Raw genomic sequence first — 25,648 nt, 5'->3', positions numbered from 1 at the left:
TAAAAATGATGATAGATACAAACTTGCCTGATGAAATTGATGGCGAATTGGACGATGGCTTTGGTGTAGCGGACCACAGCACAGATGGGCAGACGGTTGCTTTGAGCCATGTGGTGACGGCGGACGAGTCTGGTCTGCGTTTGGATAAACTTGCGACAACGGTGTTTGCTGAGTTTTCTCGGGTGCAGGTGCAGAGCTTTATTGAAAATGGCGAGCTTTTGGTCAATCAAGCCCCACAAAAGCCCAAATACCGTGTCAAAGCAGATGATGTGCTGACATTGCAAGCGGTGCTAGAAGACCACTCGGCGGATTTGCCAGAGAACATCGCACTGGATGTGGTGTATGAAGATGATGATGTGATTGTCATCAATAAGCCTGCAGGGTTGGTTGTGCATCCAGGGGCGGGCAATCGCACTGGCACGCTGGTCAATGCCTTATTATATCATTATCCAGACAATGCCCATCTGCCACGAGCAGGGCTGGTGCATCGTATTGATAAGGACACGACTGGGCTTTTGGTGGTGGCACGCAGTAAGTCGGCACAGCTTGATTTGACTGAGCAATTAAAAGACAAAAGCGTCTATCGCCATTACCAGTGCGTCTGCCAAGGCGTGCCAAGCGACATTTTGCGTCATGCAACCATTGATTTGCCCATTGCTCGCCATCAAACCCAGCGTACCAAGATGGCGGTGCGTGATTCTGGCAAGCCTGCGGTAACACACATTTTAAAGGCGCAGGGTTTGGGCGAGAGATACAGCCTATTAGATGTGCGTTTGGAGACAGGGCGGACGCATCAGATTCGTGTGCATTTGTCGCATTTGGGCTTTGCTTTGGTGGGCGATGCGGTCTATGGTAAGCCCATTAAGTCGGGTCTGTCAGAAGCGTGTCGCCAAGCGGTGCAGGGTTTTAGCCGTCAGGCATTGCATGCTTATAGATTGGGCTTTATTCACCCAAAATCAGGCGAAAAAATGGAGTTTTGTGCCGATTTGCCTGATGACATGAAAGATTTGATTGATGTGTTAAAGCAGGATTGATGGCATGAATGACAGCGTAAATACCCACAGCATGACGCAGGCGGACGGTAACAATGGTCTAAACAATAATGGTCTAAACAATCTGCTTATCCTGCATCATACGCCACGCATTTTGGTGGTGCAGACTGTGGCAGGCGTGTTTGATAAATTTGCTGATGATGACATTTATGGCGATTTTAATTTAGGGCTACATGTGGGCGATGACGCATCAGCGGTGCTTGCCAACCGTGCCAAGCTCTTAGATACTTTGCAAAATTTTGGGCAGGTAGATGGGATTTTTTGGTTAAACCAAACGCACAGCGATGTGGTTTGGGACTTGGACAATGCGTCTGGACATTCTTTGAGCGCGCCGAATGCAGACGCAATTTTGACAAAGACGGCAGGGCAAGCGCTTGCCATCATGACGGCAGACTGTGTGCCAGTGGCGATTTTTCCAGATACAGATTTGAATACCGATTTGGATGCTAATTTGGATAATGATTTGAATAACGATGAACAAGCCGATGTGCCAATCGCCTGTATCCATGCAGGCTGGCAGGGGCTGACCAATGGCATCATTGCTCATACGCTACAAAAAATGCGACAAACACACCCTAATGTGAGTTTTTCTGCCGTGATCGGTGCGCACATTCAACAGCCATCTTATGAAATTACTCGTACGCTGGGGCAAGACATCGTGCGTCAAGTTTGCCAAAAACAGCTGACGACACTTGATGAAAATGCCTTAACTTCTGCCATCATTACCGATGGCAAGACGGCAGATAAATGTCTGATTGATTTGCACCAATTAACCAGACTTGAGCTACAAAAACTTGGCGTAAATGTGGTCAATGAGCAAGTGCCATGCACCTATCGGGACGCTCGGTTTTATTCTTATCGGGCTCAGACGCACGCCAAAAAACCTGCCACAGGACGCATGGCGACCGTGGTGGTGAGACTTACCTGACCGCCTAAAACCAACTTTCTAGCAAAAAAAACTCTGTCGTGTTCGGTATCTTTTTGGCGTCGGATTTGTTTTTGATGGGTTGGTTGGTGGGGCTAAGAATGATGGGGTCGTGCGAGGGAGTGCTGTGATTGCTTGCTAAGGCGGCTTTTTGGGCGGCGTTTGGTGTCAAGGTAACAGGAATGGGGCTGCGAGCCACTTGAATGTGCTGACAGCCCACCATGCAGCCTGCCAGTAGAAATGGGCAGGCTTTTTTTGCCAGATTCATTGCTAAATTGATTGTCAAATTAACCATCGGATTTGCCGTATCGTCTTGCGTCATTTGTCATCTCGTCTGCTTGAAAGCTTGGATTGTCATTGAGCGGACCATGCAGGGTCTTTGACGATGCCTGTGGTGGGCAAGATGGTGGTCTGTCCACTGGCTAGGTTTTTGATGACAAGCTGGCTGCTTTTGCCATGGCTGGCATAGACCACGCTTTGACCGCTGGGCGAAAAGCTTGCCGTGCCTTCGGTGCCGATGCTGGCGATGGTTTTTGGGTTTGAGCCGTTTACATGTGAGACGATGAGATTTGAGCCTTGCGTGTAGGCAAGCTGGCTGCCGTCTCGGCTGACCCTTGGGCTGCTGCCAGTTGTGATGCGTGTAGGGCTTGAGCCTAGCGCCATGCGATAGATGCTCTGGGTGCGTGTGCCATTGTCGGCGGTGAAGATGATTTGATTGCCAGACAGATAAGAAGGTGAGTTCTCAGCGCCTGCAAGAGTGGTGATGGCGGTGAGTCTGTTGGCGTTTAGGTCGAGGCGATAGATGTTGGGGTTGTGGTTGTCATGGCTGCCTGAAAACAGCAAGGCGCTGCCGTCGGGTGAAAAGCTTGGCGAGAGATTATGCCCCTTAAATGGCGTGGCAAGACTTTTGACTTGGCTTTCTAGCTGATATAGATAGATGACAGGTAGGGCGTCATTTTCTAGCACCGTATAGGCAAGCTGGCTGCCATCTGGTGAGAAAGTGGGTGTCAAGATGGCGCCTTGAACGGTGTCGATGGTGCGAGTGGTTTTGCTTGCGACATCGATGATTTTTAGGTGAGAGGTTTTTTGGCGAAGATCGCCAGTTTCTTCGACATAAGCGATGCGCCCGACCAGATCAGAGGCTTTGCCTGTGATGGCTTGATAGATCTTGCTACTGATGTCGCTGGCGGCGGTATTAAGCTCGGCTTGGCTGGCACCTGAGATGTGCGTGTGATTTGCACCCAGCTGTCTGGCGGTGTTTAGGTCGATGATTTGAAAGTTGGTGGCGACTTTATTGCCCAAAATACTACGACTGTCGCCAAGCACCACATAGCGATAGCCTGTGTTGCGCCATGCGTGAATATTGGCGAGCACCGCATCGACACTGGTCGCCTTGGAGGGGAGCTTATCGTCGCTGGCTTTAAGATCGGTTTGCGCCAGCTGATCGAGCACCAGCGGGCTGATGGCGGTATTGCCTGTAAAGGGAATAAAAGCGATCTGATGGGGGTTGGTGATGCCTACTTTGCTAACTTCAAGCACCAAATCTTCAGCGTGACTGACACAGGCAAAGCTTGTCATGACGCCAAATGCGATGATCTTAAGTGGCGATGTGGTGATGCTCATGTGACTTTCCTTTATTCTGATGAGTTTGCAAATCCTAAGATGATTTGTTTGGTAAGTTGATTGGTGTATAAGCTGATTGACTAAAACACCTTTTAAAACGCCATTTTAGCCAAAGCGGTCTCATTGAGTGGTCTCATTGTAGCTTGCTGACAAACTGAATGGTCAGGCTTTTGCTGATACCTGCCAATTCACTAAATGGGGCGCTGTCATAAATCGCTGCTGTCGCACTTTGAGCAAGCTCTTGGTCGCCTTTGCCAATGCGAACATTGGTCACATTGCCCGCATCATCGAGTGTGATGGTGACGGTGAGTGTCTTGCCGCCAACATCGTCGTGATTTTGCCATGCGGCGATGACGCGTGAGGCAGCTGAGGTCTTGGCTTTTTTGATGTCGTCGCTTGATACGGATGGTTTGGCTGAATTTTCTTGTTCCGTTTGCTCGGTCAAGGTGCTGTCTTGACTTTGGGCTTGTTTTTCAATGTCTGGGTAAGATGGGCTGTCAAAATCATGATAAAAGCTTTCGTCGCTGCCAAAAGACGACTCCGACGAGCTTTGAAAAACAGGCGAGCTTGATGATGGTTGAGGGCGGCGTTCTTGAAATTTTGGGCGCACGACCGCATTATTAGTAGGATTTTCTTGGGTGCTTTGAGTGCTCATGCGTGCTTGATTCTGAGTACTCATGCGCTTGGCGTCCGCCGCCGAGAGAATTTGCGCTTCCAAGACATTCACTGGCATCTTAGGTGCTGGCTTTGCGGACATGGCGATGATGATGGCGAAAGCATGAATCAGCACGACCATCAAAATGATGACCAGTACCGCCAGAGGGCTTGGCGTGGTGTCGTTGAGTATTTGGGCGTTTGACTGGCTCATGGCGTGTGAATTTGACATGTTGGCTTGGGCTGGTTTATTCGATGGCAAGGCTTTATTTTGATTGCTTTTGATATGACAATCGAATCTTGATTATAAGCCCAATCAAAAAATAAAGCCTGCTTTAACGCCATATTTTAGCACAGATTTGCACGCCTTGCCAAAGTGCATTACAATAACACATCAATTTTTCAAAAATCAAATCCAAGCGCCGACCCAAGTTTATCCCATCCATCAGCATCTATAATAAATGAAGTAAAATTTGAATGAATACAAAAGAATCCATGATGAAAGAGTTAGCCATTTTAGCCAAAGATCGCCACTATTTAAACCGACTTCGCCAAGAAATCAAACACGCTCACGGCGATGAAAAAGTCAAAAAGCAAGCCAGATTTGATGAGATTGCCGAACGCTCCGCCCAAGCAGTCATCGCCAGACAAAACGCCATTCCTAGCGATCTTGGCGAAAAGCTCAATCCTGACTTGCCCGTCACCAAAGAAGCGGAAGTCTTAATACAAGCCATCAAAGATCATCAAGTCATCATCGTGGCAGGCGAGACAGGCTCAGGTAAGACCACGCAGCTACCCAAACTTGCCATGCTGGCAGGTCGTGGTACGACAGGGCAAATCGGACATACTCAGCCACGCCGACTGGCGGCACGCTCGGTGGCAAGTCGTATCGCTGATGAGCTGGGCGAGCGTTTGGGGCAGACGGTGAGCTTTAAGGTGCGATTTACCGAAGAAGGCGGTCAGCACAGCATTGTCAAGCTGATGACGGATGGTATTTTGCTTGCCGAGTTGGGTACGGATCGGTTTTTGACTCGCTATGATACCATCATCATTGATGAGGCACATGAACGCAGTCTGAATATTGATTTTATTTTGGGTTATTTAAAGAGTCTGCTACCAAAACGAGAAGATTTAAAAGTCATCATCACCTCGGCAACCTTAGATACCGAGCGATTTGCCAATTATTTTGCCAAAGATGGCGTGCCTGCCCCTGTATTTAGCGTGGAGGGGCGCAGCTATCCTGTGGAGGTGCGTTATCGTCCTTTGACCGATCAGATCATCAGCAGTCACGATGACGATGCGTTTGATGAGGCAGAGGATAATTTGCCACGAGCATTGACGGCGGCAGTGGCAGAGTGTTTTGATGATGCTGCCAAAAAAGGACATCCGCACCAAGCGGACATTTTGATTTTTGCCAGTACAGAAGCCCAAATCCGTGAATTACAAGACATCTTAACCACGCACGCACCTGCTCACACCGAAGTGTTACCGTTGTTTGCCAGACAAAGCTTTGCTGAGCAGCAGCGGATTTTTCAGCCATCGGGCAAGGGTCGGCGAATCATCATTGCTACCAATGTCGCCGAGACCGCTTTGACCGTGCCGAACATTCGCTATGTGATTGATTTGGGATTTGCTCGTATCAGTCGTTATAATTACCGCTCTCGCATTCAAAGACTGCCCATCGAGGCAATCAGCCAAGCTGCCGCCAATCAGCGTAAGGGTCGCTGTGGTCGTATTGGCGATGGCGTGTGCATTCGTCTGTATTCTGAAGAAGATTTTAATGCTCGTCCAGAATTTACCGAGCCTGAGATTTTGCGTACCAATCTGGCAAGCGTCATTTTGCAGATGACAAGGCTAAATCTTGGCGATGTGTCGGCATTTGACTTTATCACGCCGCCTGATTTTCGTCTGGTGAATGACGGCAAAAAACTGCTACTTGAACTTGGGGCGATCACAGACGCACCGACCAAGACTGCCATCAAAAAACGCAAATCAACGCCCACCGCCTTAACCAAAATCGGTCAGATGATGGCAAAAATGCCGATTGACCCACGACTGGCAAGAATGCTCATTGCAGGCGATCATTTTGATTGTTTGTCTGACATGCTCATCATTGTCTCGGCACTTGCGGTACAAGATGTGCGTGAGCGTCCAAGCAACAAGCAAATGCAGGCTGATCAAAAGCACGCATTATTCCGCCGTGAGCATTCGGACTTTTTGTTTTATTTGGAGCTGTATCAGGCGTTGTTTGGCACACATGAGTTGAATGACTATCAAGTGCTAAGCAGTAACGCACGGCGAAATTTTGCCAAAAAGCATTATCTGAGTGCCACTCGCATTCGTGAATGGCAAAAGACGCACGAGCAGTTATCAGGCATGATGGCAGAGCTTGGTTTTGAAATTAAAAAAACCGATGATAAGGCGGACAATCATCAAGATGACCGCAGTTTGGTAAAGGCTGATACCAAAAAAGGCGTGCGTCTGTCGCTGAATAAAACCAAAGCAACCAAAAACAAAAGCAGTCTTAGTCTGTCTGCTCTAAAAGCCATCAGCACAAACGGCGTGGTAGATCAGGCGGCGGTACAATATGCCAACATTCATCGAGCGTTATTGACGGCGTTGCTGTCTTTTTTGGCACATAAGACGGACGCACTGGGCGAGTATTTGATGGCAAGAAGTCAAAAGGCTCGCATTTTTCCTGCCAGTACTTTGCATAAAAAGGGCGTGGATTGGTTGATGGCGTTTGAAGTGGTGGAGACTTCGCAGGTTTATATGCGGTGCAATGCCAAGATTGAGCCAGAATGGATTGTGTCGGCAGCAGGCGATTTGTTGAAATACCATTACTTTGAACCGCATTGGTCGAAAAAAACAGGGCGTGTGCGTGCTTATATGCAAATCAGCTTGTTTGGGCTGGTGGTGGTTGCCAAAGAGTTGACAAACTATGAGCCTGTGGACATTGAGCACGCACGAGAGATTTTTATTCGTGATGCACTGGTGGAGGGCAATTATGGATTTTCTGCCAAGTTTTTGACGCATAATACCGCCAAAATCAAAGATGTGGAGCGTATCGAAGACAAACTTCGTCGTCGGGATTTGCTTGTTGATGAAGAGCGGTTGTATCAGTTTTATCATGAAAAAATCCCAAGTCATATCGCCAGTCGCAAGGCGTTTGAAGAGTTTTATCACGAAAAAGCGAGCGAAGATCCGAATTTCTTGTTTTTTAGTGATGACGATGTTTTAAATGAAGCGGTCAATGCCAATCATGAGTTTCCTGAAAGTTGGCAAATGGGCGGTCTAAAATTGCCGTTATCTTATGTGTTTGACCCAAGTTCTGATGACGATGGCGTTACTGTGCGTGTGCCAGTCAAGGCGTTGTCGCAGATTGATGCGGTGGCACTGCTTTGGGGGATTGCAGGTTGGCGATATGAGCTGGTTTTACAACTGCTTAAAACCTTGCCAAAAGAATTGCGCCGTCAGATTGTACCAATTCCTGATACGACCGATAAGATTTTTGCTAAGCTGAGCGTCAATAGCGGCGTGGGTTTGCTTGACCAGCTGACGGATAATTTATTAAGGCTTGGCGTGCGTGTCAGTCCCAATGATTTTGAGCCGTCTAAGGTAGATGATTATTTGCGCCCGCTGATTTGTGTGGTAGATGACAAAAATCATGTGATTGAAAAAAGCCGTGATTTGGCACGCCTAAAATCTCGCCATACCAGTGTGATTCGCCAAGAGGTGATGATAGAAGAGGGCTTGCACCATCAGTTTCCAGCACATTTTAACTTTGTCCGTAACAAGCACACATCAGGCGTGGTCATGCAAGAATTTTCCGCGTTAAAGGCGGATAAGGCAGGCGTGGCGGTGTCCATCGCCCAATTTACCGAGCTAAAATCCGCCCTACATACGCACAAAAACGGCATACTTGCTTTGATCAAATCTAAGCTGGGAGCTAAGCAAAAACAGCTCACAGGACAGATTGACAAAGCCTTTAAACTTGCCTTTGCACCGCTTGGCGATTTAGAAAAACTCAAAGCCATTGTTGTTGATGCCACTTTGCAGGCGTGTTTGTATGACCACGCACCACGCTTTATTGACAGCAGCAGTGAAGCGGCTCGCTTGCACATTGGCGGTCTGATTGATGATGAAACCGCTTGGCTGGTGGAGCATTTGCCTTTTGATGAGAGTGAATTTGCCCAGACTTGCCAGACGGTGTTGGCGGAGTTTTTGTTGGCAGGGCAGGCGGTATTAAAGACGCTCAAAGACATCTATACCAGCTGGCAGACGGCTCGTGGTAAGCTGCTCATGCTTGATGGTGAGATTTTTGGCGAGAGCATTGAAGATGTGGAAGATCAGCTTGATGATTTGAGCTTGTCGGACTTTATTTATCGCACAGATGTGGCGCATTGGCGAGAATACCCCCGTTATTTGCAAGCACTCAATGTTCGCCTTGATCGTCTGACGCATAATGTAGATGCCGATCTTGATGGCGTGTATGCGCTTGATGTGCATATGGAGCGACTTGCCAACCGTGTGCATGATCCAAAAATTGCCGAATATCGCTGGGCGGTGGAGGAATATCGCATCAATCTGTTTGCACAGCCAATGAAAACCAAATTTGCCATCTCGGACAAACGCCTTGAAAAACTGTGGGCAAGCCTAAATACTAAGTAGGATTTTTAATTCATTTTCTTTTAACCTTAACTTTTTGTCATTTTTATTGGAGGCTTTTATGACACAAGTAACTTTGGGTGGCAATGCCATCACCATCGCAGGCAATTTTCCAAAAGCAGGCGAGACGGTCGCTGATTTTCATCTGGTAGCAAGCGATTTGTCTGCGGTGAGCCTAGCGGATTTTGCTGGTAAGCGTAAAGTTTTGAACATTTTCCCAAGCATTGATACGGGCGTGTGTGCCACTTCGGTGCGTGTGTTCAACCAAAAAGCTGCCGAGCTTGATAATACCGTGGTGTTGTGTATTTCGGCAGATTTGCCATTTGCTCAGGCTCGTTTTTGTGGGGCAGAGGGCATTGAGGCGGTGAAGACACTTTCAACTTTCCGCAATTTTGATTTGCTTGAAACGCTGGGCGTTGCCATCACTTCTGGTGCATTGGCAAACTTGGCGGCTCGTGCGGTCATCGTGCTTGATGAAAATGATGTTGTATTACACAGTGAGCTGGTGAGTGAAATCAAAAACGAGCCAAATTATGAAGCTGCGTTGGCAGTGCTTGCCTAATGGATTATTAAAAAAATCCCCAAAAAAGCCGTGCGATGTGGCATGGCTTTTTTATTGGTGCGTCAAGGCGGTCAAGCCCAAAAAATATTAAGAGTTGGTCGGTTGATTTAAAAAAAATGGTAAATTTAGTGTAAAAATGTTCACTAATTTTTAGAAGTTGTGATAAAATTTTACAAATGCTTACACTTTTTGTGATAAACTAGGCAAAGTTAAAACCAATTTTAAAAGCAAAATTAAGGACTCAATATGGCAATTTATCTGACCGCTACAGGTCTGCATATCCCAAAAGACAAAATCAGCAATGACGAGCTGGTAACGGCGTTTAACACTTATGTTGATGACTACAACCGTGAAAATGCCGCAGCGATTGAGGCAGGCGAGAAGGTCGCTTTGCAGCATTCTACGGTAGAATTTATTGAAAAGGCATCGGGCATTAAATCTCGCTATGTCATTGATAAAAAAGGCATTTTAGACCCTAAGATTATGGCGCCGACAGTCCCTGCCAGAAAGCTGGGTGAGGAGCTATCCATCATGGCAGAGATGGGCGTAGATGCACTTAACCAAGCCCTTGCTAATGCAGGCTTAGAAGGCAAAGATTTGGACGGCATTATCTGTGCTTGTTCTAATTTTCAGCGTGTCTATCCTGCCATCGCCATTGAGATTCAGCACGCTGTGGGTATGGTAGGCGGTTTTGCCTTTGATACCAATGTGGCGTGCAGTGCGGCGACTTTTGGTATTGCCCAAGCGGTCGGCATGATTAAAGCAGGGCTTGGCAAACGCATTGCCGTGGTCAATGTCGAGATTACGTCCGCCCATCTAAACTGGCGAAATCGAGACAGTCATTTCATCTTTGGCGATGTGGCGGCAGCGACCATCATTGAAGAGCTGGACACACCCAAAGGCTACGAAATCATTGACAGCAAACTGTGGACGCAGTTTTCCACCAACATCAAAAACGAATTTGGCTTTATGGACAGAAGTGAGTTTTTGCACACCAAATCCGCCATGTACCCAGATTTGGACGAGCCTGTCACCGACAAGCTGTTTTTACAAGAAGGTCGAAAAGTATTCCGTGAAGTTTGCCCAAAAGTCTCTGAAATCATCAGCACGCATTTGGCAGAAAACCACATCAGCACCGACCAAGTCAAAAAACTGTGGCTACACCAAGCCAATATTAACATGATTGATTTGATTTTGCGTACCGTGATGGGTAAGGACGCCGACAAATCACTTGCTCCGATGGTGATTGACGAATTTGGTAACACCAGTTCGGCAAGTCCGATGATTGCCTTTCACCGCTGTCAAGACGGCGTGGCAAGTGGCGATTTGGCGGTGATTTGCTCGTTTGGGGCAGGTTATTCCATCGGTTCGGTGATTGTCAAAAAAGTGTGATAAATATTCACACCAATCCACCATCGTGGAAATCATCAAATAAGGGCGAGTAGTTTCGCTCTTATTTTTTGGTTCATCAAATTTATTTAACATAATCCATATGGTAGATACCGCCTTAAAAAATCTTTGGATAAAAATCCTTAGCATCAATCAGGCTGTGTTATAATAAAGGATTAACTGTAAGCCAGACAAATCAGTAAAGTAATATAACTTTTGTAGGTTGGATTGAACGACAGTAAAACCCAAAATTTTTGGCATAACACATTGATTTTTTTGGGTTTTTGCAAGAAGAGCCCAACCTACAATTTCACATAATTCTGTGGTAATTTTGCCATTTTTTAATTTAAGAACCGAACATGACCGCACTTGTGATGAACGACCAGACTTATCAAGCCCAATTATCCGAAAAAATCGCCCGAATTGGCGAGCAATTTGCACCATTTAATCCGCCTGCACTTGAAGTGTATCCATCGCCAGTCAGCCATTTTCGTATGCGTGCCGAGTTTCGCATTTGGCATACGGACGATGAGCTGTTTTATGCGATGTTTGAGCGTGATGAGGCGGGCAAAAAAACGGTGGTGCGTCTTGATGAATTTGCCATCGCCAGTCGCCAGATTAACGAGCTGATGCCGGTGCTGCTTGATGAATTAAAGGCAAATTCGCTGTTGTCAGAGCGGATTTTTGAAGTGCATTTTTTAAGCACGCTACACGGCGAAATGCTTGTCTCGCTCATTTATCACAAAAAATTAGACGAAGCATGGCAGGGCGTGGCACAGTCTTTGGCGGATAAATTGGGCGTAAAAATCATCGGTCGCAGTCGTGGGCAAAAAATTGTCTTGTCTGATGATTTTGTTACCGAAAAAATGACAGTCGATATCAAAGGTGTAGAAACCGACTTTTATTATCGGCAGATTGAAGGCGGATTTAGCCAGCCCAATGCTTTTGTTTGCACGCAGATGTTAAACTTTGCCTGCGATGTGGCGGACGGCATTGAAAATAAACAAGATTTGCTTGAATTGTACTGCGGTAATGGCAATTTTACCTTGCCACTGTCCAAATATTTTCAAAAAGTGCTGGCGACCGAGCTTGCCAAATCGTCCGTCCATGCCGCCAAATGGGCGATTGCCAAAAACAACATCGCCAACATTGACATTGCAAGGCTTTCTGCCGAAGAATTTAGCGAGGCTCATGCAGGCAAGCGTGAATTTAGACGGCTGGCGGAGGCTGGCATTGAGATGAACAATTATGCCTTTAATACGGTGTTTGTTGATCCGCCCAGAGCAGGCATTGATGGCGAAACTTTAAAGATTTTGCAAAATTTTGACAACATCATCTACATTTCGTGCAATCCAGACACGCTGTTTGACAATCTACAAACGCTCACGCAAACGCACGACATCAAACGCATGGCGCTGTTTGACCAGTTTCCCTACACACACCACATTGAAAGTGGCGTGTGGCTGACTCGCCGTGCTTGATGGTGGTCAGTGATGGCTCTGTTTTGTGTAAATTTAGGCGGAAGTTTGTAAAAGCATGTTAAAAATGGCTTAATAAAACAGCGCCACTTTTAAGGCATTATCAATGTCTTGGCGCAGCAGCCAGCGCTTATAATCCTCTGGCACTTCCTCAAAACGCTTGCCTTTGTGCTTGCCAAAGGGCATCTTAGTGGGCAGGCTTTCGATGAATAAAGTCTCAAAGTCGCTTGCGCCAATCCTTTGGTTTAGTGCAATCAGCACTTTATAGGTAAAAAGCACATCATAATAAGCGCCATGCGCATGATTTTCATAGACCGCCTTATCCTCAGGATAAAAATGCGTCAAAAGCGCGCCAAGGCTAAATCTTGGCAGCTCGCCAAAATATTTTCTTGCCAAATTGCAAGTACAAATCGGCTTGATCGATGACAAATCGACACCTGCGTTTTGAAGGACGCCCAAATCATAGCGAATGTTATGCCCAATCACATAAGTCACCTTTGGCATGTCAAAAGTGGTGTGTGGCGGCGCATCTTTGACATCCTCATCATAGATGCCTGTGACCCGACTTGCCCCAGACTCGATGGGTTTTAGGGGGTTGAAACGCTGATTAAAGCTAAGATTGGTTTGGTTTAGATGCTCATCAATCTCAATCCATGCAATCTCGGTGGCGTGTGGCATACTCATGCCTGTGGTCTCGGTGTCTAGAATGATTGCGTTCATGATTTTTTCCAAAGGTTTGTTCTGATGCGTGCTGATGTGATGGCGTGTTAATTTTGTGGTTAATTATAGCAAAACTTAATGCAAAACTTATCATTTTATGGCAAAATAACCAGTTTAATAACAAAGCCTGTCAATCATAATGAAAGAAAGTTTACGCCACCGCCTTGACCAAATGGCGGACAGATTTGAAGAAGTGACCCATTTGTTGTCCGATCCAGATGTGATTTCGGACAATAAAAAGTTCCGTGCCTTGTCCATGGAGCATAGCGAGTTGGACGAATTGGTGGGGCTGTGGCAGGCGTTTGTCCAAGCCGAAAGCGACCTTGAAACCGCCAATGAAATGCTGTCCGACCCTGATATGCGTGAGCTTGCCCAAGACGAAATTGAGTCGGCAAAAGCCAAAATTGATGAGCTTACCGAAACCCTAAATGTCGCCATGCTCCCAAAAGACCCTAATGACAAGGCAACGGCATTTTTGGAAATCCGAGCAGGCACAGGCGGCGATGAAGCAGCGATATTCTCGGGCGATTTGTTTCGTATGTACCAAAAATACGCACAAAGTCAAGGCTGGCAGGTGGAAGTGCTGTCGGCAAACGAAGGCGAACACGGCGGCTATAAAGAAATCATCAGCCGTGTGTCAGGCGTGGGCGTTTATGGACGGCTCAAATTTGAAAGCGGGGCTCATCGTGTTCAGCGAGTGCCAGCGACCGAGTCTCAGGGGCGTGTGCATACATCGGCGTGTACAGTTGCCGTGATGCCTGAGATTGAGATTGATGACACGGTGGAGATTAACCCTGCGGATTTACGGATTGACACCTATCGTTCAAGCGGGGCGGGCGGTCAGCATGTCAATACGACCGACAGTGCGGTGCGAATCACGCACATTCCCACAGGTGTGGTGGCAGAGTGTCAGCAAGAACGCTCTCAGCACGCCAACAAAGATAAAGCAATGAAAATGCTGGTTGCCAAAATCCAGCAAGCCAAAGTTCAAGCCCAAGTAGATGCCACGAGCGATATGAGACGAAATCTAGTCGGCTCTGGCGACCGCTCGGAACGCATTCGCACCTATAATTTCCCACAAGGGCGTATGACCGACCACCGTATCAATTTGACCCTTTATAAGCTAGATGCGATTATGGAAGGGGATTTGGGTGAGTTATTGGACAGTTTACTGCGAGAACATCAGGCGGATTTGATGGCGAGTGTTGGGGAATAAATGAAACAATGGGAAACAACTTTTAATAATAATCATCTAAGGCTGATGCGAGTGCATATTGGCTTTGTTGTTTTTTATTTTATACTCGTTTCTGCGTTTGGTTATTTTGGAAACCACCCTATTTTGGGAGCCTTATATAAAGAAAGAAGCTCTTGGCAAATATTTGTAGAAAGTTTGTTGGGTTTTATGCCTATTATGGCAGTTCATTTATTGCTTGCAATAGGTGCAAAAAGAAAATTGGAACTGTCCCGCAGAATTTCAGAAATCGTTTTTGCAATTATGTTGCTAGGATTTCCCATTGGTACAATATTATCTGCATTCTATTTTTTGCCAAAGACGGTTTGGAAAAATAAAGAGCGTAAATAAAATGAAAAAATTGTTTTGCGTGATAACTGTATTCACATTAACCGCTTGTACACCTAACACCATCAATAAGCAAAAAGTGGATAACACACCAAAACAGACCGTGGGGACAACTTTAACCGCCAACATGGTCAAACACCCAGCGGGCAAATACGCAACCCCTGCCGAGATTGCCGAATGCCAAAAACAAGGCGGACAAATTAGCAAACAAGGCTTGCTTGGATACGATTTTTGCGTGGTGGAATTTGCCGATAAAGGCAAAGTGTGTACGGACGGTAGCGACTGCCAAGCAGGGCGATGTACTGCTTCTGTGGACGATTATGCCAAAGAAAATACCAAAGCAACAGGTGTCTGCCCAAGCAATAATGTCCCATTTGGCTGTTATGGCACGGTCAATAAAGGCGAGTTTAGTGGGGTTTTGTGCGTACATTAATGTTATTCATCAATCTCATTCAAAGCCCAAATAACCAAATCACAAGGTGCATATACTCATCTTTTTGAAAAAACTTAGATTTTAAAGGTGTGCGCATACCTTGAACTTATTCAAATAAACATTTAATTTTAAAATTTAACAAAGGTTTTTATTATGTCAAAAGAGACCCAAACCCCTGAAACACAACTCAGCGAAAACGATTTAATCGCCCAACGCCACGCCAAATTAAAAGACTTGGAAAATAAAGCCAAAGAAAATGGCAAAACCGCTTATCCCAATACTTTTAAGCGTGAAGATTATGCAGGCGATTTACAAGCCCAATTTGAAGGCGTGGATAAAGAAACCATTGAAAATGGCGAAAAAGTGTATGCCAAAGTCGCAGGACGAGTGATGCTTAATCGTGGCTCGTTTATCGTCATTCAAGATATGACAGGTCGTATCCAACTTTATGTCGATAGAAAAGGGCTTGATGCCGATACTTTGGAGCTGATTAAATCGCTAGATTTGGGCGATATTGTAGCTGGCACAGGTTTTTTGGGTCGTTCTGGCAAAGGCGATTTATATGTTCATTTAGAGCAATTTGAATTATTGACTAAATCACTGCGCCCACTTCCTGATAAATTTCACGGTTTGACCGATACCGAAGTGAAATATCGCCAACGATATTTAGATTTGATGGTGAACGAAGAAACCCGTAAAACTTTTGAAATTCGCTCAAAAGTGGTGGCAGGCATTCGTGAATATCTCACCAATGAACGCTATATGGAAGTTGAAACGCCAATGATGCACATTATCCCAGGTGGTGCATCTGCTCGTCCGTTTGTTACGCATCATAATGCCTTGGATATGGAGCTGTTTTTGCGTATTGCCCCAGAGCTTTATTTAAAACGCTTGGTGGTTGGCGGTTTTGAGCGTGTATTTGAAATTAACCGTAACTTCCGTAACGAAGGCGTTTCTACTCGTCATAATCCTGAATTTACGATGATTGAATTTTATCAAGCCTATGCTGATTATAAAGATTTAATGGCATTGACTGAAAATATGCTTGAAAAATTGGCAATGGATATTTTAGGAACGACTGATGTCCCTTATGGCGAAGAAGTATTTAGTTTTAAAGCCCCATTTGCCAAAATCCCAATGAGCGAAGCGATTTTAAAATATAATCCTAATCTGACTTTGGATAATATCAATGACCGTGAATTCTTGGCGGATTTTGTTAAAAATACGTTAAAAGAAGAAGTCAAACCATCGTTCGGGTTGGGTAAATTACAAACCATTGTGTTTGAAGAAACGGTAGAAACACAGCTAAGACAGCCGACTTTTATTACTGAATACCCAGCAGAAACTTCGCCCCTTGCTCGCCGTAATGATGACAATCCACACATTACCGACCGTTTTGAATTCTTTATTGGCGGACGAGAACTTGCCAATGGCTTTTCAGAATTAAATGACCCAATCGACCAAGCCGAACGCTTTAAACAGCAGGTGGCAGAAAAAGACGCAGGCGATGATGAGGCAATGCATTATGATGCTGACTTTATTGAAGCCCTTGAATATGGCTTGCCGCCAACCGCAGGCGAAGGCATTGGTATTGACCGTTTGGTGATGCTATTTGCTAATGCACCAAGTATTCGTGATGTGATTTTATTCCCGCATATGCGTCATAAGTGATGAGCGTATAAACGCACCATTTGCCATAGCCCCGCTTGATGTTTTTGACATGAGCGGGGCTTGTCGCAAGCGGACGGCAAAACTGTACCGACCTAAGGCAACAGCTTTTTTGTGAAATGTATATTGACAACATTTTGAAAAATCACTATGCTAGTAGCTAAACGGTCAGCGACCGCCATCAACTACCATCAAGACTATCAAGGAGTGATATCATGGACTATCAAGACTATCAGAGCGCCCACGAGGCTTATGCCTATCCGCTACTCATCAAGCAGCTTTTGAACCGTGCCAAAGTCGCATCAAAAGACCAAAAGATCCACTATGCTGATCGCCTGACTTATACTTATGCTGACTTTTTCAAGCGCATCAATCGCCTTGCCAATGTCTTAAAGAGCCTTGATTTGCAGGCGGGCGATGTGGTGGCGGTGATGGATTGGGATTCGCATCGTTATTTGGAGAGTTATTTTGCGGTGCCGATGAGTCAGTACATTTTGCAGACGGTGAACATTCGCTTGTCGCCTGATAAGGTGCTGTACACGCTCAATCATGCCAAGCCTAAGGTGCTGCTGCTCAATGCAGAATTTGCGCCGATGATTCAAGATTATCACTTGGATGTGCCGTCCGTCGAAAAGGTCATTTGGCTGGACGATGGCGCTTTTGATGGTGCGCCAAATGCCATTCCTGACTACATGCACAGCTTATGCGCAGGCGAATACGAGGCACTGCTTGCTGCTGCCAGCGAAGATTTTGATTTTCCAGATTTTGATGAAAACACCATCGCCACCACCTTTTATACCAGTGGTACCACAGGCGATCCAAAGGGTGTATTTTTCAGCCATCGTCAGCTGGTGCTGCACACGCTTGGCATCACCACTGCCTTTGCGCTCAATGCCGAGAAGCAAGGCTTGGGATATGGCGATGTCTATATGCCAGTGACGCCGCTGTTTCATGTGCATGGCTGGGGTGTGCCATACATGTCAACGATGATCGGCATCGAGCAGATTTATCCGGGGCGCTATGTGCCTGAAAAGCTTGTGGACATGATTGAACAAAAGGGCGTGACCTTCACGCATGGCGTGCCGACCATCTTACAAATGCTTTTGGGTGAGATGGCGAAGCGTGGGCGTAAATTTGATGGCTTAAAGATGATCATCGGTGGCTCACGCCTGACCGAAGGGCTTGCCAGAACTGCCGTTGCCAACGGGGTGGAGGCGTTCACCGCTTATGGCATGTCGGAGACTTGCCCTGTCATCACGATGAGTACATTCAATCAAAAAGAGGTGCTGAGCGAAGATGAAGACATCATCCGCCGCACCAAGACGGGCGTGCCTGTGGCGCTGGTGGACATTCAGCTGTGGCAAGGCGGTGAGCGCATCGATGCCCAAGATGAGCAATCTACTGGCGAGATCGTGGTGCGTGCGCCGTGGCTCACCCAAAGCTACTTTAAAAACCACGACGCAGGCGACGAGCTGTGGCAGGGCGGCTATCTACACACCCAAGACATCGCCCACATAAATCGTGAGGGCAATCTGCAAGTCACCGACCGCCTAAAAGATGTCATCAAATCTGGTGGCGAGTGGGTGTCGTCGCTTGAAATCGAGACAATTTTGTCGCTGCATCCGAGCGTGGCAGACATCGCAGTGATCGGCGTGCCAGATGAGAAATGGGGTGAGCGTCCGATGGCACTCATCGTCAAAAAGCCAGACTGCCAAGAGACCAAAGCCGAGGACATTTTGGCGCTGGCTGAGCAGGCATTCGAGCGGGGTATGATTCCAAAATACGGCATACCAAGCCAAGTGAGATTTTTGGAGCAGCTGCCAAAAACCAGCGTCGGCAAGCTTGATAAGAAAGTCATGCGAGACATGTTTGCCAAAGGTTTGTTCGCCGAGTGATTTTGGTCATCTGCGCAGATAGTATGAGCAGCTACGAGTAGCTATGATTGACAGGGGTGAGGTTTTCGCCCCTGTTTTTGTGTGGTGGCGTGTGGTTGATGTGTTTTCCACTCTTAGTATATCATTGGGTTTTTAATAAGGATTGTTCATGTGTATCGTCGCCTTAGCGTGGCAAGTGTGTCATCAAGTGCCGCTGTTTTTGATTTCAAATCGTGATGAATTTTATGACAGACCAAGTGCAGGGCTTGATTATCAAGAGGATTTGAGATTTTATGCAGGTAGGGATTTGTCAGAAGGGGGAACTTGGCTTGGTGTGACAAAATCTGGACGCTGGGCGGTGCTGACCAATTATCGAGATGGTCGAGATCGGCGTAAGTTTGCCACTTCTCGTGGGCATCTCTTGACGGCGTTTTTGCAGTCTGATGACAGTCCCATGCAGTTTGCCAAAGCGCTACAAAAAACACAGCAAGACTATGCTGGCTTTAATCTCATCGTGGGCAATAGGCAGCAGGCGGTGTACATGAGCAACAAAGGTCATGCGCCAGAGGCTTTGCATGGCGGTGTGTATGTGCTGTCTAATGGTCTTATGGGTGATGACTGGGCGAAAGTGGCGCATTTACGAAAGCGTTTTACCCAAGAGCTGCTGCCGCTCATCGGGCATGACGGAACGAGGCTTGGCGGCGATGTTTTGGCGGTGGGCTTGGATGTCTTGGAAGATGCTCGCACCCAAGAGCGCCTGCCTAACACGGGCATCGATGAGGCATGGGAGAAGGCGTTGTCGGCGATATTTGTTAAGACAGATGGCTACGGCACTTGCGTCTCCAATGTGCTGGCGATGACTGACGAGACGCTGACTTGGCACGAAAAATCCCAAGCGGGCGATGATGTGGGAGATATAAAGACGGTGCATTTTGCCTTGAATGACTGACACTGCCGAGCGATGCCATGATGGTATTTGTAGCATTGATAGCCAAAAACTTGAATGCCAATCCAATCCAACCTAAATAGATAAGTCATGCTCATCCTGTGGCTTTCCTTGGTATGAAAATAAATTCAATTTTTATTCTGGTGAATTTTAAGTTACAATAGTCTTTTACCAAGTCTTTTAGCAAAAGCGCCAAATAATTATGTCACAATACCAAGTCTTAGCCCGAAAATACCGCCCCAAAGATTTTAGCCAGCTGCTCGGGCAGCAACATGTCTGGCAGGCGCTTGCCAATGCCATTGACACAGGGCGGCTGCACCATGCTTATCTGTTCACAGGTACTCGTGGTGTGGGCAAGACGACCATCGCTCGAATCCTTGCCAAATGCCTAAACTGCGAAACAGGCATCACCAGTACGCCTTGTGGGGTGTGTGATACCTGTGTGAGCGTGGATGCTGGCAGATTCATTGACTTGATTGAGATCGATGCGGCGAGTCGTACGAAGGTGGAAGACACCAGAGATTTGCTTGAAAATGTGCCTTATGCTCCCACGCAAGGGCGCTACAAGGTGTATCTGATTGACGAAGTGCATATGCTCTCGACCCATTCTTTTAATGCATTGTTAAAGACGCTAGAAGAGCCGCCCGAGCATGTCAAATTTATCCTAGCCACCACCGACCCGCAAAAACTGCCCATTACCATCGTCTCCCGCTGTTTGCAATTTGTGCTGCGTCCGATGTCACAGGTACAGCTGCATGAGCATTTGGCGGATATTTTGAATCAAGAAAATGTCAGTTTTTCCAAGCAGGCGCTTTGGCAGCTTGCCGAGTCTGCCAAAGGATCGGTGCGTGACGCCCTGTCTTTGACTGACCAAGCCATCGCCTTTGGTGGCGGTAAGATCAGCGATGAAAGCGTCAATGCGATGCTCGGTCTGGTCGATGGCTTGGATGTGCTTAGGCTGATTGATGACATTTATTTGGGTGATGCTCGCCGCATTGCCGAGCACATCACCCGCCTAAGACAGCAGATGGTGGATGCGGTGGCGATGCTTGATAAGCTGGTCGATGCCTTGCATGAGCTTGCCATGATGCAGTATTTGCCACTGTCGATGGATAAAAATGAAGAGCAAAAAGCAGCATTTGCCAAACTGTCACAAAAAATCCCTGCCGATGTCTTGCAGCTGTATTATGAGATTGCCATCAGGGCAAGAGAGAGCGTGCGTCTGGCAAGTACGCCAATGCAGGCGCTAGAAATGGGCGTTTTAAGATTGCTTGCCTTTCGTCCTTTGGCGGTCGGCGAGATGGCACGCCCCGTCATACAAACCGACTCCATAAACGAGCCGACGCCAGCCGATGCACCAACAGACGCAAGCAATGCTATGCCATTGGAGTCTGCTGATTTGCCATCAAATCAAACCGAAATCGACGAAACTCACGAAATTAACGAAATTAACGAAATTAACGAAATTAACGAAATTAACGAAATTAACGAAATTAACGAAATTAACGAAATTAACGAAATTAACGAAATTAACGAAATTAACGAAATTAACGAAATTGATGAAATTGATGAAATTGATGAAATTGATGAAATTGATGAAATTGATGAAATTGATGAAATTGATGAAATTGATGAAATTGATGAAATTGATGAAGTCAAAACCAATGCTCAACCAAATGTCGCCAGTGATGCAAGCAAGCCATCACCAAGCGATGAGATGGCTGAGCCGTCAGATGCTCAGCCAAACATTCAAGAAGACGCACCGACCACCGCAAGCGACGCACCCAGCCTAGCCATTCAAGAGGTGGAGCAGGTGCAAGCTGATGCAGTCTTAGCGCCGCCTACACAAGCCGATGCCATCAGTGATCAAAAGAGCGCCTTAAAAGCCGAGCTTTTGCCACCGCCTACCGACATGAGTGGCGAGTGGAATGCACAAAAATGGGACTTTTGGCTGTCTGAGGCTCGTCAAGATGGGCTGTTTGATAACGATGAGCTGGCGCTGCTCATGCATAGCCAAATGCTCGGAGATATCGACGGTGTCAGCACGCTGCATGTAGAAAGTCACAACGCCCAAGTCAGCAAAAGCTTTGCCAGCGCCAAAGTAAAAATCGGTGAACGCCTGCCAAAGATGACGCTTGGCGACGAGCCATCACTGCTGAGCGATGCTGATAGGCTTGCCACGCCCTATGTCTTGCAACAAGAGCGCCAAGCTGCCGTGCTTATCAGAGCGCAAAACCAACTCATCCAAAGCCCTGTCACGCAGGCGCTTTGGCAGCAAGGCTTTATCATCGATGATGGCAATCCCATTTTGTCGGGCAGTAAATTAACATTAAACTCCTAAAAACACAACACAAAAATAACATTTATTTATATTATGAAGAAAATTTACATTTGAAATAATGCCAAGAAACATTTGCTTAATGCCATGTCATGCTCTATAATAAACTTGGTTTTTGCAGAAAAATTATATAAATCATTCATTTTATCTGTATAATCCTGCATGCCAATTTGTTATAATGTATTAGTTGTAATGTATTTTGTTGGGTTGAATCAAAGCTTTTAGCACGCCGATGACAGATGGATGATTGATTGAGGTGTGTCAAATGGCCTGGCTTTGATTTTGGGTCAGTGCAACGGACAAGAGAGTGTGTTATGTTAGAAAAATTACGGGGTATGGCGGTATTTGCCAGTGTGGTGCGTCACGGGTCATTCAGCGGTGCTGCCAAGGAATTGGGCATCACAACGAGTGCAGTCAGTCAGCAGATTCGCTCGCTTGAAGAGGATTTGGGGGTGGCGCTACTGCACCGCTCAACCCGAAAGCTAAGCCTTAGTGAGGCGGGGGAGAGCCTGTATCATGCGGCTTTGCAGATGGTGAAGGCGGCAGAGCAAGGACGAGACAGTGTAAGCCAGCTCAAAGACGAGATTGCAGGCAGTCTGCGCATCGCCACTTCACCTGAGATCGCCAGTACTTATCTCATTCCTGCGCTGAGTGAGTGGCTGAGTGAACATGAAAATCTGTCGCTAAACATCATCTCTCGTGGTGATGCGCTCGACATCATCGAAGACCGCATTGACTTGGCGTTGGTCTTGGAGACAAACCCACAGGGCGTAAGCCTTACCAAAGTGGGTCAGGTGCTACTTGCATCGCCTGAGTATTTGCAGCGTTTTGACGCCATCAGCGTACCCAAAGACTTATCCAGCCATGCTTTCATCGCTCATGGCGAGCGTTCGAGTGAACATTTGGAATTTCAAAAAGGCAGCGATAAATTCAGCATCCGAGTGAATTCACGACTCATCACCAACAGCCAGTCGATTGCGCTGTCTTTGGCGGCATCTGGCTACGGCATCGTCAAGGCGAGTGAGCTTAATGCCAAAGCCTACATCGAATCTGGCACGCTTGTTCCTGTGCTTGCCGACCACGCCTTGCCAACTTTGACCCTGACCGCTGTCGCTGTCGCCAAAGATCAACTACCCACCAAAGCCAAAAAGTGCCTTGAAATCCTAACGGCGTACTTTGGCAAATAAGCCTTTATTTATTGAAAAAGACTGTGCGTTGGCATGGTCTTTTTTGTTAAAATCTGGCAAAATTTTTATAAAAAACAGTCGCAATTGGGACAGATTTTAGTATAATTAAGCCATCATTCATGGATCGTTGAGTTCATCATGCACCAGACCATCAAAACCAAAACTGCCTTGCTTAAACCGTGTGCCTTCTTGGTGGGCGCCATCATACTGTCCGCCTGTCAAAGCACGCCACACCCCAAAGAGATGAGTCTGGCTAAGACCAATGTGCTTAGCAGTCAGGCATCGGGTGTGCGAGAGCTATTTTCCGACTCTAAGACATCACCTGCTCGCCAAAATCAGGCGCAGCTTGTCGATGCGATCAGCCGTCATCTGGCGTCTGAGCGTTATTCGCTGGGCACGCATCATCATAAGGTCATGCCCATCACGACAGAAGGCACCATCGATGAGGGTGCAGACACCTTGCTAAATAGCGCCATCAAGACTTATGCTTATAAAAATCAGCCAGTGCAGACCGAAGTTTTTCGTACCAAAGAGGTGTATTTGGGCTTGGACGAAGAGAGTGCTTTGAGCCAGCTGCAAGCGGATGATCTTGGGCAGTCGGTGAGCGGTCTGCCTTATCTGCGTTATCATGATGAGATGGCAGGCAGTGGCTTTGATAGCGGGCTTACACGGGCGGAGGGCATGAGCGACGCTTATCAAGCCGCCCAAGAGGAGCAGCGAGGAGCAAATGCGCGGCTACACGGCGACATCACGGAAATATCGATCAATCTTGATCGTCTGGTTGCTGACAATCCTACCATCACCACCGCCGATGCACAAGTGCAAGCCGAGCTTTTAGCACTTGACCAACTCATTAAAAACCATAAAAAAGCAGGTAATGAGGCAAAACTGCATCATCTTGGAGGTTATGTATCCCAAGACTTTGAGCAGGTTGCGGTCTGTGCGGATGATTTTAATACCAGTATTCGTCAAGCTCTGTCCGCATCACGAGACAAGATGTCTTATGAAGGCGATGATTATTATTACTATGATTTGGTTTATGTCAATTATCGTGGCTGTCATCAGATTTATGACAAAGGCTTGTCCTTGGAGCCGTTTTATTATCTGGACATAGCCACTGAGCTTGAGCTCAAAAATACTCAGGCGCAAAGAGCGTGCCAGATGACGACACATGGTCGAAACCATGATTTGCTACAACAAGGTAAAAGTTATGCCAAAGATGCCGAACTGTTTGCCCAAAACTTCATTCATCAGGTGTCGTGTGTGGATGCTGTCATTGGTGATGTTTTTGATGAGTCGTATCAGCCTAAGCCTGTACAAACCTTAGCCTCGGCATACGCACAGCAAGAATCACAAGCGGCCTTGATTTCCACGTACCTTTATCCGCAGCAAGTGGCATCTGATACGCCGCTGTCAAAGGCTGCTGAATATTTTGATGCCTATAAGCGCATGAAGGCAGAAGGTGCGGATAATGTGTCTGCCGATCCATCGTCTGTCGGGGGCATGGTGGGTATGGTGCTTGGTCAGTTAAAACTTACCCCAGAGCAGCTTAAAGCCCAAAACATCTACCAAAACGACCACACGGTGGTGACGGTGTTGGGACATTATCAGCCAAGCGTGCGCCAAAGTAAAGAGCTGTATTCGCTAGACTCATACGCACCGACGCTGGATTATTCTATCCAAGTGCCTGTGATGATTGACTACACCAACGACCAATTCAAAGCAGATGTGTCGGCACTCTTGCCGCTCATGGCGATGCTCGCACCAAACGAGGCGATGCTGCCTAACGATCTACCAAATCAAGAGATGACTTTTGGTCTGCCCGATGAATGGCAAGGCAAGCTACCCACCGCCATGCTCTATGATGCGGCACGACGAGGCTTGATTGAAGGGCTTACTCGTCTCAATGACGAAAAAATCACCGCCATAGACATTCGTGAAGACCGTTTTGCCAAGCAGATCGGCGCTCATAAAGCATATAAGCTGGACTTAGGCTCGCATGAAGGTGGGCAGATCATCGCCACCATCGCCAAGCACCTGACTAAGGATTTAAAATCGCACATCGATGCCAACGCCAGTCTTTATCAAGGCGAGCAAGGTCAAGCGATGACACGACTCATCAATGACCTGACGCTCATTCAAAAAGGTCATCGCACTGGTGATGTGGGCAAGGTTTTGCAAGTCATTGAAGGGGTCTTGCCGATCGGCATTCATCATGCCATGCAGGTGTATCTTGACGCCAAGGGCGATGTTGTCGGCATTCAGTCCAAAGGCAGCTTGACCGACCACACGCAGCAGGCAATAACACAAAGCATTGGGCAGATTCGTTATTCTGATAAGCCTTTTTCTCATCCGCTTGCCACGAAGTTTGAGCAAAGTTTTAATACCAATGACAGCTTTGATGGCACGGCATGGCTTAGCAGTATTCGCCTAAACAGCAAGGCAAAGCAAGCACGAGCTGCCTACTATGATGATGCTTATGATGACTATGAGGATGAGCAGCAGGTGGACGAATATGACACCGCCGACCAAGAACGAGCCGACTTTTAAGG

The 25,648-nt window shown here is 46.9% G+C and carries 19 protein-coding genes; 15 read left to right on the top strand and 4 right to left on the bottom strand.

Going from position 1 to position 25,648, the window contains the following annotated elements; all coding sequences use genetic code 11:
* The first annotated feature begins 5 nt into the window (after positions 1-5).
* Both LU290_RS06100 and LU290_RS06095 read left to right on the top strand, forming a co-directional pair.
* Complete coding sequence (locus tag LU290_RS06100) at positions 6-1,034, top strand: RluA family pseudouridine synthase (protein ID WP_277807729.1); 1,029 nt, start codon at positions 6-8, stop codon at positions 1,032-1,034.
* 4 nt (positions 1,035-1,038) lie between these two features.
* Entirely contained in the window at positions 1,039-1,980 is a 942-nt protein-coding gene (locus LU290_RS06095; RefSeq protein ID WP_277807728.1) for a purine nucleoside phosphorylase YfiH/LACC1 family protein, read from the top strand.
* A gap of 4 nt (positions 1,981-1,984) precedes the next feature.
* Here LU290_RS06095 and LU290_RS06090 read toward each other — a convergent pair whose 3' ends face one another.
* From LU290_RS06090 to LU290_RS06080, 3 genes are all read right to left on the bottom strand, one after another.
* A complete protein-coding gene (locus tag LU290_RS06090) occupies positions 1,985-2,299 on the bottom strand; it encodes a hypothetical protein (RefSeq protein ID WP_277807727.1) in 315 nt (104 codons plus the stop codon).
* Positions 2,300-2,331: 32 nt separating this feature from the next.
* Entirely contained in the window at positions 2,332-3,600 is a 1,269-nt protein-coding gene (locus LU290_RS06085; protein WP_277807726.1) for a beta-propeller domain-containing protein, read from the bottom strand.
* Between the two features lie 133 nt (positions 3,601-3,733).
* A complete protein-coding gene (locus LU290_RS06080; RefSeq protein ID WP_277807725.1) occupies positions 3,734-4,486 on the bottom strand; it encodes a hypothetical protein in 753 nt (250 codons plus the stop codon).
* A 266-nt stretch (positions 4,487-4,752) separates the two neighbouring features.
* Here LU290_RS06080 and hrpA point away from each other — a divergent pair, with 266 nt between their 5' ends.
* From hrpA to trmA, 4 genes are all read left to right on the top strand, one after another.
* Positions 4,753-8,925 carry an ATP-dependent RNA helicase HrpA gene (gene hrpA, locus LU290_RS06075; protein WP_370688522.1) on the top strand — a complete coding sequence of 1,391 codons (4,173 nt, stop codon included), beginning with the start codon at positions 4,753-4,755 and terminating at the stop codon, positions 8,923-8,925.
* Positions 8,926-8,983: 58 nt separating this feature from the next.
* Positions 8,984-9,484 (top strand): thiol peroxidase, encoded by a 501-nt coding sequence (gene tpx / locus LU290_RS06070; RefSeq protein WP_277807723.1) that lies wholly within the window; start codon positions 8,984-8,986, stop codon positions 9,482-9,484.
* A gap of 246 nt (positions 9,485-9,730) precedes the next feature.
* The gene (locus LU290_RS06065; RefSeq protein ID WP_277807722.1) at positions 9,731-10,876 is read left to right on the top strand and encodes a beta-ketoacyl-ACP synthase III; all 1,146 of its coding nucleotides are present in this window, start codon (positions 9,731-9,733) and stop codon (positions 10,874-10,876) included.
* 356 nt (positions 10,877-11,232) lie between these two features.
* On the top strand, positions 11,233-12,354 hold the full coding sequence (gene trmA, locus LU290_RS06060) for a tRNA (uridine(54)-C5)-methyltransferase TrmA (protein WP_277807721.1): 1,122 nt from the start codon (positions 11,233-11,235) through the stop codon (positions 12,352-12,354).
* Positions 12,355-12,423: 69 nt separating this feature from the next.
* Here trmA and LU290_RS06055 read toward each other — a convergent pair whose 3' ends face one another.
* A complete protein-coding gene (locus tag LU290_RS06055) occupies positions 12,424-13,071 on the bottom strand; it encodes a putative quorum-sensing-regulated virulence factor (protein ID WP_277807720.1) in 648 nt (215 codons plus the stop codon).
* 139 nt (positions 13,072-13,210) lie between these two features.
* Here LU290_RS06055 and prfA point away from each other — a divergent pair, with 139 nt between their 5' ends.
* The 9 genes from prfA to LU290_RS06010 all read left to right on the top strand — a co-directional run bounded on the left by prfA (position 13,211) and on the right by LU290_RS06010 (position 25,646).
* Entirely contained in the window at positions 13,211-14,287 is a 1,077-nt protein-coding gene (gene prfA / locus LU290_RS06050) for a peptide chain release factor 1 (protein WP_277807719.1), read from the top strand.
* Positions 14,288-14,653 carry a hypothetical protein gene (locus LU290_RS06045; RefSeq protein ID WP_277807718.1) on the top strand — a complete coding sequence of 122 codons (366 nt, stop codon included), beginning with the start codon at positions 14,288-14,290 and terminating at the stop codon, positions 14,651-14,653.
* A 1-nt stretch (position 14,654) separates the two neighbouring features.
* Positions 14,655-15,083 (top strand): hypothetical protein, encoded by a 429-nt coding sequence (locus LU290_RS06040; RefSeq protein ID WP_277807717.1) that lies wholly within the window; start codon positions 14,655-14,657, stop codon positions 15,081-15,083.
* A gap of 153 nt (positions 15,084-15,236) precedes the next feature.
* Positions 15,237-16,754 carry a lysine--tRNA ligase gene (gene lysS / locus LU290_RS06035; RefSeq protein WP_277807716.1) on the top strand — a complete coding sequence of 506 codons (1,518 nt, stop codon included), beginning with the start codon at positions 15,237-15,239 and terminating at the stop codon, positions 16,752-16,754.
* Positions 16,755-16,966: 212 nt separating this feature from the next.
* The gene (locus tag LU290_RS06030) at positions 16,967-18,646 is read left to right on the top strand and encodes a fatty acid--CoA ligase (protein ID WP_277807715.1); all 1,680 of its coding nucleotides are present in this window, start codon (positions 16,967-16,969) and stop codon (positions 18,644-18,646) included.
* Between the two features lie 148 nt (positions 18,647-18,794).
* The gene (locus LU290_RS06025) at positions 18,795-19,574 is read left to right on the top strand and encodes an NRDE family protein (protein WP_277807714.1); all 780 of its coding nucleotides are present in this window, start codon (positions 18,795-18,797) and stop codon (positions 19,572-19,574) included.
* 196 nt (positions 19,575-19,770) lie between these two features.
* Positions 19,771-21,912, top strand: a complete 2,142-nt coding sequence (gene dnaX, locus LU290_RS06020) for a DNA polymerase III subunit gamma/tau (protein ID WP_277809571.1) — start codon at positions 19,771-19,773, stop codon at positions 21,910-21,912.
* 311 nt (positions 21,913-22,223) lie between these two features.
* On the top strand, positions 22,224-23,096 hold the full coding sequence (locus LU290_RS06015) for a LysR family transcriptional regulator (protein ID WP_277807713.1): 873 nt from the start codon (positions 22,224-22,226) through the stop codon (positions 23,094-23,096).
* A 138-nt stretch (positions 23,097-23,234) separates the two neighbouring features.
* A complete protein-coding gene (locus tag LU290_RS06010) occupies positions 23,235-25,646 on the top strand; it encodes a hypothetical protein (protein WP_277807712.1) in 2,412 nt (803 codons plus the stop codon).
* Positions 25,647-25,648 lie beyond the last annotated feature (2 nt).

The sequence above is a fragment of the Moraxella nasibovis genome, assembly GCF_029581575.1.
GTDB lineage: Bacteria > Pseudomonadota > Gammaproteobacteria > Pseudomonadales > Moraxellaceae > Moraxella > Moraxella nasibovis.
The sequence above is the reverse complement of the archived record's forward strand: the minus strand, read 5'-3'. Positions and strand labels throughout refer to the sequence as shown.